At 60.4% G+C, this 6,939-nt stretch carries 6 protein-coding genes and 1 pseudogene; all 7 read left to right on the top strand.

Annotation, left to right across the window (positions count from 1 at the left end):
- The coding region (locus IVB48_RS07455; protein ID WP_247399029.1) for an IS3 family transposase at positions 1–112 on the top strand (112 nt) is incomplete at its 5' end.
- Between the two features lie 1,162 nt (positions 113–1,274).
- A complete protein-coding gene (locus IVB48_RS07450; RefSeq protein WP_346658971.1) occupies positions 1,275–2,597 on the top strand; it encodes an FAD-dependent oxidoreductase in 1,323 nt (440 codons plus the stop codon).
- Between the two features lie 93 nt (positions 2,598–2,690).
- On the top strand, positions 2,691–3,533 hold the full coding sequence (locus tag IVB48_RS07445; protein WP_247399017.1) for a transporter substrate-binding domain-containing protein: 843 nt from the start codon (positions 2,691–2,693) through the stop codon (positions 3,531–3,533).
- Positions 3,534–3,537: 4 nt separating this feature from the next.
- Positions 3,538–4,506 carry a proline racemase family protein gene (locus IVB48_RS07440; protein ID WP_256468874.1) on the top strand — a complete coding sequence of 323 codons (969 nt, stop codon included), beginning with the start codon at positions 3,538–3,540 and terminating at the stop codon, positions 4,504–4,506.
- A gap of 11 nt (positions 4,507–4,517) precedes the next feature.
- Positions 4,518–5,171 (top strand): amino acid ABC transporter permease, encoded by a 654-nt coding sequence (locus tag IVB48_RS07435; protein WP_247360248.1) that lies wholly within the window; start codon positions 4,518–4,520, stop codon positions 5,169–5,171.
- A complete protein-coding gene (locus IVB48_RS07430; RefSeq protein ID WP_247399012.1) occupies positions 5,171–6,010 on the top strand; it encodes an amino acid ABC transporter ATP-binding protein in 840 nt (279 codons plus the stop codon). The genes IVB48_RS07435 and IVB48_RS07430 overlap by 1 nt, the downstream gene beginning before the upstream one ends.
- An 11-nt stretch (positions 6,011–6,021) precedes the next feature.
- Positions 6,022–6,920 (top strand): annotated as a pseudogene (locus IVB48_RS07425) (dihydrodipicolinate synthase family protein).
- Positions 6,921–6,939 lie beyond the last annotated feature (19 nt).

The following is a 6,939-nucleotide window of genomic DNA, read 5'->3' as shown; positions in this document are numbered from 1 at the left end:
CAAGGCCGACGTGTTCGACTACATCGAGCGCTTCTACAATCCGAAGCGAAGGCATTCGACGATCGGATATCTGAGCCCTATGGAGTTCGAACGGAAGGTCGGATTAGCTTAAGCCGGTGTCAACAGAACCGGGTGCAGCTCATACCTCCGCTGTCGCGAGGTAGAACTATCGAGAGTGACGTTGAAGCAGCCTTCGCATTCGCAGCTGACGCGAACAGACCTGCCTTCTTCGATTGAGAGCTCGATCCATTCTCTTGGTCCGCACTCTTTCCTCCGTCAGCAATGATTTTGCCGAATGAAGAGCTCCGCATGACAGAGAGAATCATTCGGGCCATCAACCACGCGCCATGCGCGTGCTTTGAAAGTCGGTTGCTTGTCGCTATCTTCGCCTCTAGTGAAGATCGCGATCGATTGCGTCATCGCAGCCCAACGTAGCTGACGTTGGTCAAGCGGCTTCATTGGCGATCACGTCGACCAACAAAAGTAAGGGCGCTGAAATTCGACTGCATTGGTGACCGCCTCTATGCCACGCTCAAATGCGTTTGCCTCGCTCACGAGCAATCATAATTGCGCATTCGATACGACCCAAACGTGTGGCCTCTCGACCTTTGCAGGAGCCCGCTCTACTCAGCTGAACTACGTGTGCATCTCTTTTCGCCTGGCCCGACCTGTCTTCGAAGTTCAAGTGTTGGAAATCTTCAACTCAGCGAGTTTTCAAAGAACAGCCCTCGCTACCCGGCGCACGTGGCGCTAACGGCTCGCTTACTGTTCATCTGCTTACGAGGTACTTACACGAAGAGCCTTCCGGCCGGAGCAGCTTGCGGACAGTCTCTCAAAGCACAGAAATTTCAGCTCCGTCGAATCGAAATGCCCTTTGACGCCCACACTCGGAGAACGATCACGTTACGCGGCGCTGCTTATCTAGCCCAACGGAGACGTTCGCTGCGGCCATCTATCAATGGGCACAGGAAGCCGTCTCGTGCGCTCTCGGAACGCAGCATCGACACCTTCGCGGAAGTCGCAGAAAGCCTGCGAGTTGCCGCGTACGAAGGCCTCCGAACTGACCCGGCGCGAGCTTTATAGACAAGCCGTCGGTAAGGACACACGGCGTTTGACTATGGCTGATGCAGGCGTCGCCAAATCAGCAGCCCCGCCGTTGCTTTGCAGGCGAGCGGGGGCCGAAAGTCCGCTAACGGAGCAAAGAAGATGATTGATTCCCTCCACTGCTTGTGATTGTTATATGTCAATAAGGCAGCAATCGGAACTAATGAACCATGTCAACTGAAGGGCAGAGAGAGCACTCTGTCCGATCGAGGCGCGACCGGTCTCGCTCGCGACTTGGTTCGAACAGGAGATGTTACATGGCTGAATCGCGTGCCGTCGCGGTTATAGGTGGGGGCGTGGTCGGCGTAAGTTGCGCGCTCATGCTGGCGCGGGAAGGGCACAACGTCACCGTGGTCGAGGCGGGGCGCATCGGCCATGGCTGCTCTTGGGGCAACGGCGCACAATACAATGCGGGATCGGCTCTCCCCATGGCGCATCCCGGTGTCATGTGGCGGGCGATGCGCTGGTTTGCTGACGCTGATGGTCCGGTGCGCTTGGCCCCTCGGGAGTTACCTCGCACCCTACCTTGGCTCGTCCGCTTCCTGCGTACGGGGCGCCCGGAGGCTTGGGAGGCGGCGTATACGGCTTTGCACGCTCTCAACCAACCGTGTGCCGTGCTTTATCACGACATGCTCGGCCACACCGATTGGAGACGATTATTCCGGCCGAACGGTGCGCTCCACGTGTGGCGCGACCTAACGCCAAGCGCGCTAGATGAGCGAGTGGACAATCTGCGGACGAAGCATGGCGTGACCTTTGAGAGGCTGAGCGCCGACCAGCTTCGCGAATTGGAGCCAGCTTTATCCCGCGACTACAAACGCGGGATATACTTTCCAAACAGTGGCCATGTGACTTCCCCTCTGGCCCTCGTGGAGGGTCTGATGGAGCGAGCCGCTGCGCTTGGCGTTTCAATTCAGGCCGCGCGGGTTGAGGCCGTAGAGCCGAGCACGGAAGGTGTAACGCTGCAGACCAGTGCCGGGCCCCACCGCTACGACACCGTCGTTATCGCAGCGGGTATCACTAGCCGCGATCTGGCCCGCTCCCTGGGAGTTTCCCTGTGGCTGGCCAGCGAGCGTGGCTATCACATTACGATGCCGGGGACGTTCGGCGCCATCAGCCGCCCGGTCACCGACGCAGCGGCAGCCTTCGTTGCAACGCCCCTCGACGCAGGACTGCGCATCGTCGGCATCGCCGAATTCGATGCGCCCGATGCGCCGCGTGATGCGAAGCAGAACAAGAAGCTGCAAGCCTACGCCCGCACAATGCTCCCGGACATATCCATCAGCCAGGTGAATGACTGGATGGGCGTAAGACCATCGACGCCAGACAGCCTCCCGATCATCGGCGCCCATCCCAAGCACGCGTCCATCTTGTTCGCCACTGGTCATGGTCACATGGGCATCAGCGGAGCCCCCATGACTGCGGCTATCATCTCCGACCTCGTCGCCGGCCGCGCACTACGTATTTCGAGCGCGCCATACCGCCTGCGATAACCAGTAAGCCGCGCAAGTTTAACCTTGCGCGGCCAAACAGTTATGTTATGGTTCAATCAGTAAATTGACCTAGTTCAATGCGAGGAGGCCCCGATGAGCCGTTGGATCTGTACGATCATCGCTGCTGTGATTGGTGCGGTCGCGCTGTGCGGGCCGGCTTCCAAGCCGGCGCGCGCCGAAAACCCCTCCCTGGTGCTCGACCGCATCAAGGCGAGTGGCAAGCTCAAATTTCCGGTCATGGTTGCGGAAGAGCCAGGCTACATCAAGGATCCGCGCACGGGCGAATGGTCCGGATTTTTCGTCGACTGGGGCAAGGACATCGCGACACTGCTCGGCGTTCAAGTCGAATATTATGAGACGACCTGGGGCAACCTCGCTGCCGACTTTCAGGCGGGTAAAATCGACCTTGCCGTGGCGCTAAATCCGAACCCTCGCCGTGGCCTCGTCATCGATTATGTGCCGGGCTCCATCGTCGAGGGCATCTGGGCGCTGGTCGCGCGTCCTGGCTTTACGCCCAAGACCTGGCGCGAGATGGACAAGAAGGAAGTGCGCATCGCCGTGCAGAAGGGCGGCACAATGCAAGTCATCGCCGAATCCGTGATCCCGAACTCCACCATCGTCGTGGTGCCCACGCGCGACCAGGCGGTACTCGAGCTACAGTCAGGCAAAATCGATGCGATGATCATTGCCGACCAGGATGCGGCCCTTCTCGACTCCAAGGGCGTCGGCAAGGCCGTGGTACCGACACCGATCCTGCGCAACCCTGCGACGATCGGTATCCGCCGCGAAGCCGGAAACGAGGGCTTCTCCAACTTCCTGGCCAATTGGATGTCGCAGCAGAATTCCCTCGGCCTCGCTTGCTCGCGCATCACTCGTTACATGCTCGAGCGCGGCATCGACATGAAAGTGGTTCCCCAGTCCGGCAAGTATTGCTGACGCCATGCGTACGAGCCGTCTCTTCACAGTCATCGACAGCCACACCGCAGGCCATCCCACCCGAACAGTCATGGCAGGCATCCCTGCGTTGCGCGGGGACAGCGTCCGCGAGCAGCGGGACGATTTCCGTAACAATCATGACGGCTTGAGAACGTTACTGCTCCATGAGCCGCGCGGGCATGCCGCCATGGCTGCGGCCGTGCCCGTGGCTTCCCGTGAGGCGGACCAGGGGCTGTTTTTCATCTTCTCCTACGTCTACGCCGACATGTGCGGGCACGCCACGATCGGCTACATCGCCAGTCTGGCTGCAACGGGAGCTCTGCCGCAGGGCTTTGAACAAGACGGCATGTCGATCGAGACCCCGGCGGGTATCGTCCGTGTGACCGGCACGTTCGAAGCCGGCCAGCTCACGTCCGTCTTGTTGCGCAACGTGCCCTCTTTCGTGCTCGCCTCCGATGTTGTTTCCGAGGTCGAAGGTCTCGGCACGGTGACCTGCGATATTGCTTACAGCGGGATTACCTACGCATTGGTCGACGCTGATAAACTCGATCTTCCGTTCAGCATTGATCACGCCAGCCGCTGGTGCCGTGTGGGGTTGGGAATCAAGGAAGCGCTGAATCAAAGCGGAGTGCCGCAGGTTGACAGCGTTCTGTTTTATCAGTCGATTACGGGTGGCGGCCGCCATCTGGTGATTTTGGCCGGCAATAAGTTCGACCGTTCGCCTTGCGGCACCGGGACCTCCGCCCGATTGGCCCAGCTTCACGCCCGCGGGCAGCTGGCTGTGGGCGCGCACTACCGAGCGGAGAACATTCTTGGCGTGCCCTTTGAGGCCAAGATCGCGGAGTTGGGCAGAGGGCATGATGGCCAGCCCGCGGTGATCCCGGAGGTGCGGGGCATGGCTCATATAACGGGATTCTCCACGCTCGTGCTGGAAACGGACGATCCGCTGCCAGCCGGGTTTCTTCCCAATTGATGGAGAGTGCCATGAAATTCGATCCCTCCATCGTCTTCGCGAATTGGGACATTCTGGCCTACGGGCTGCTCGTCACTCTGAAATACACGATCTACACCTGCGCCATCGGGCTCGCGATCGGCCTCTTTGTGGCGCTGCTTCAGCTCACCCCATGGCTGATTTTGCGGTGGACCGGCCGTGTCTGGGTCGAGTTCTTCCGCAACATCCCGCTGCTCGTGCTGCTGATGTGGACCTATTATGCCCTGCCAATCTTTCTTCAGATCCAGATCGGAAAAGAAACTGCGGGCATTCTGGGTCTCGGATTCTATGCCAGCGGCTTCTATGCCGAGATCCTGCGCGCTGGCGTCCAGTCGATCGACCGTGGCCAGACTGACGCCGCAATCGCCTTGGGAATGGGGTACGTGCAGCGCATGAAGCGGATCATCCTGCCGCAGGCACTCCGCCGCATGGTGCCGCCGCTGATGGGCCAGACTATCATGCAGCTCAAAAATACGACGCTGCTCTCGGTGCTCACCATCCCTGATCTGCTTTATCAGGCAGGCTACATCGCGAGCTTCACCTACCGGCCAATGGAGGTCTACACCGCGATCGGCGCCGTCTTTATCCTCTTGCTGTTCCCCCTCAGCGCTCTTTCTCGCCGCTTCGAGCGCAAGGAGGCCGCGTGATGACCGTGACATCCGCCGAAATCGCACTGAGCGTTCGGGGCATCGAGAAGTCCTATGGTAAAAACCATGTACTTCGCGGCGTCGATCTCGACGTCCATCGCGGAGAGGTGGTCTGCCTGATTGGCGCGAGCGGCTCGGGCAAAACCTCGCTGCTGCGATGCATGAACCTGTTGATGGAGCCAGACCAGGGCGAGATCGTCATCGAGGGGGCGCCTCTCTTCCGTCGCTCCGGGGCCGAGCGGCTGAAGCTCTCTGGCCGGCAGGTCAGCGCCGCGCGCGTCAAAACCGGAATGGTGTTCCAGAGCTTTAACCTGTTCCCCCACCGTACGGCGCTAGAGAACATCATTGAAGCCCCAGTGGTGGTGAAGAAAGTGTCGCGCGCCGAAGCCGAGGCTCGGGGTCGCGAGCTCCTCACCCGTATGGGTCTTCCCGAGGCCGGGCACAAATATCCTTCGCAATTATCGGGCGGTCAGCAGCAGCGCGTTGCCATCGCCAGGGCGCTCGCTATGCAGCCCACCATCATGCTTTTCGACGAGCCGACCTCGGCGCTGGACCCAGAACTAGTTGGCGAGGTGCTCGCCGCGATCCGCCAGCTCGCCGCCGAAGGAATGACCATGGTGATCGTCACCCATGAAATCGGCTTCGCCTATGAGCTAGCCGATCGGGTGGTCTTCATGGACCAAGGAGTCGTTGCAGCCAGCGGAGCTCCGCGTGAACTCCTGCTTTCGAACGCAAACCCGAGGCTCGCTGCCTTCGTCGGCCGGTTCACTGAGCAGGCCCGTCTTCTCGGCCCCCTCACTTCGCAGGCGGCCGCACCTTCAACCACATCTCCAGCATAGGACAGTAGATTATGACCAACGTGAACTGGGGCGGTATCTTCCCCGTGCTCGTCACTCCCTTCGGCGTCAATGGCTCGATTGATGAGACCAGATATAAGGCGCTCATTGACGATGCGATCGCCAATGGCGCGCAGGGCGTCGTGGCGGCCGGCAGCACCGGAGAATTTTATGCGCTCACCAAGGCCGAGCGCGCGCGTCTCTACAAGCTGACCGTTGACCATGTGGGCGGCCGTGTTCCCGTGCTGGCGGGCGTCGCCGATTTGCGTGTCGAGGACGTGCTTGAAGCGTGCCAATCGGCCGTGGCAGCGGGGTGCGCGGGGGGCATGATCCTGCCACCTATCTACGCCATGCCGAGTCCGCGTGAGATCGTGACCTTCTTCGAACACATCTCCCGTAACACGTCACTGCCGCTGATGCTCTACAACAGCCCGCGGCGCGCCGGCGTCGACATCACGCCAGCCCTTGTGGAGCAGCTCTCCGCACTGCCAACGGTGGTCGCGATCAAGGATAGCTCCGGCGTCATTACTCAAGTGACTGAACTTGTGCAGCGTGTCGGGAACAGACTTCGTGTCTTCGTCGGTTACGAGACAATGATCGTACCCGCCCGCGCCGTTGGTGCCCACGGCGTTGTCGCCATGGCGCATCAAATCGCAGGGCCCTTGATCCGCGACTACTGGGACAAGGCTCTCAGCGGTGACAAGGGATTGGATGATCTCGGCCGCGACGTCTTCGCCTTCTATCGCTGCTTCCAGTCCGGATCCTATTACGCGGCCATCAAAGAGACCATGAGCCAGCTCGGTCGGAGCGCGGGTGACCGCGGCTGCCGCTGCTGCCCTTGGCAGACGAACAGAAGGCGGCCATCGCGAAGATCATTTCCGAGGCCGGTCTTACACGCTGGGCTAAGGCCTAAGAAGGCCGGTCCAATCCTG

This window comes from Bradyrhizobium sp. 76, assembly GCF_023073025.1.
GTDB lineage: Bacteria > Pseudomonadota > Alphaproteobacteria > Rhizobiales > Xanthobacteraceae > Bradyrhizobium.
The sequence above is the reverse complement of the archived record's forward strand: the minus strand, read 5'-3'. Positions and strand labels throughout refer to the sequence as shown.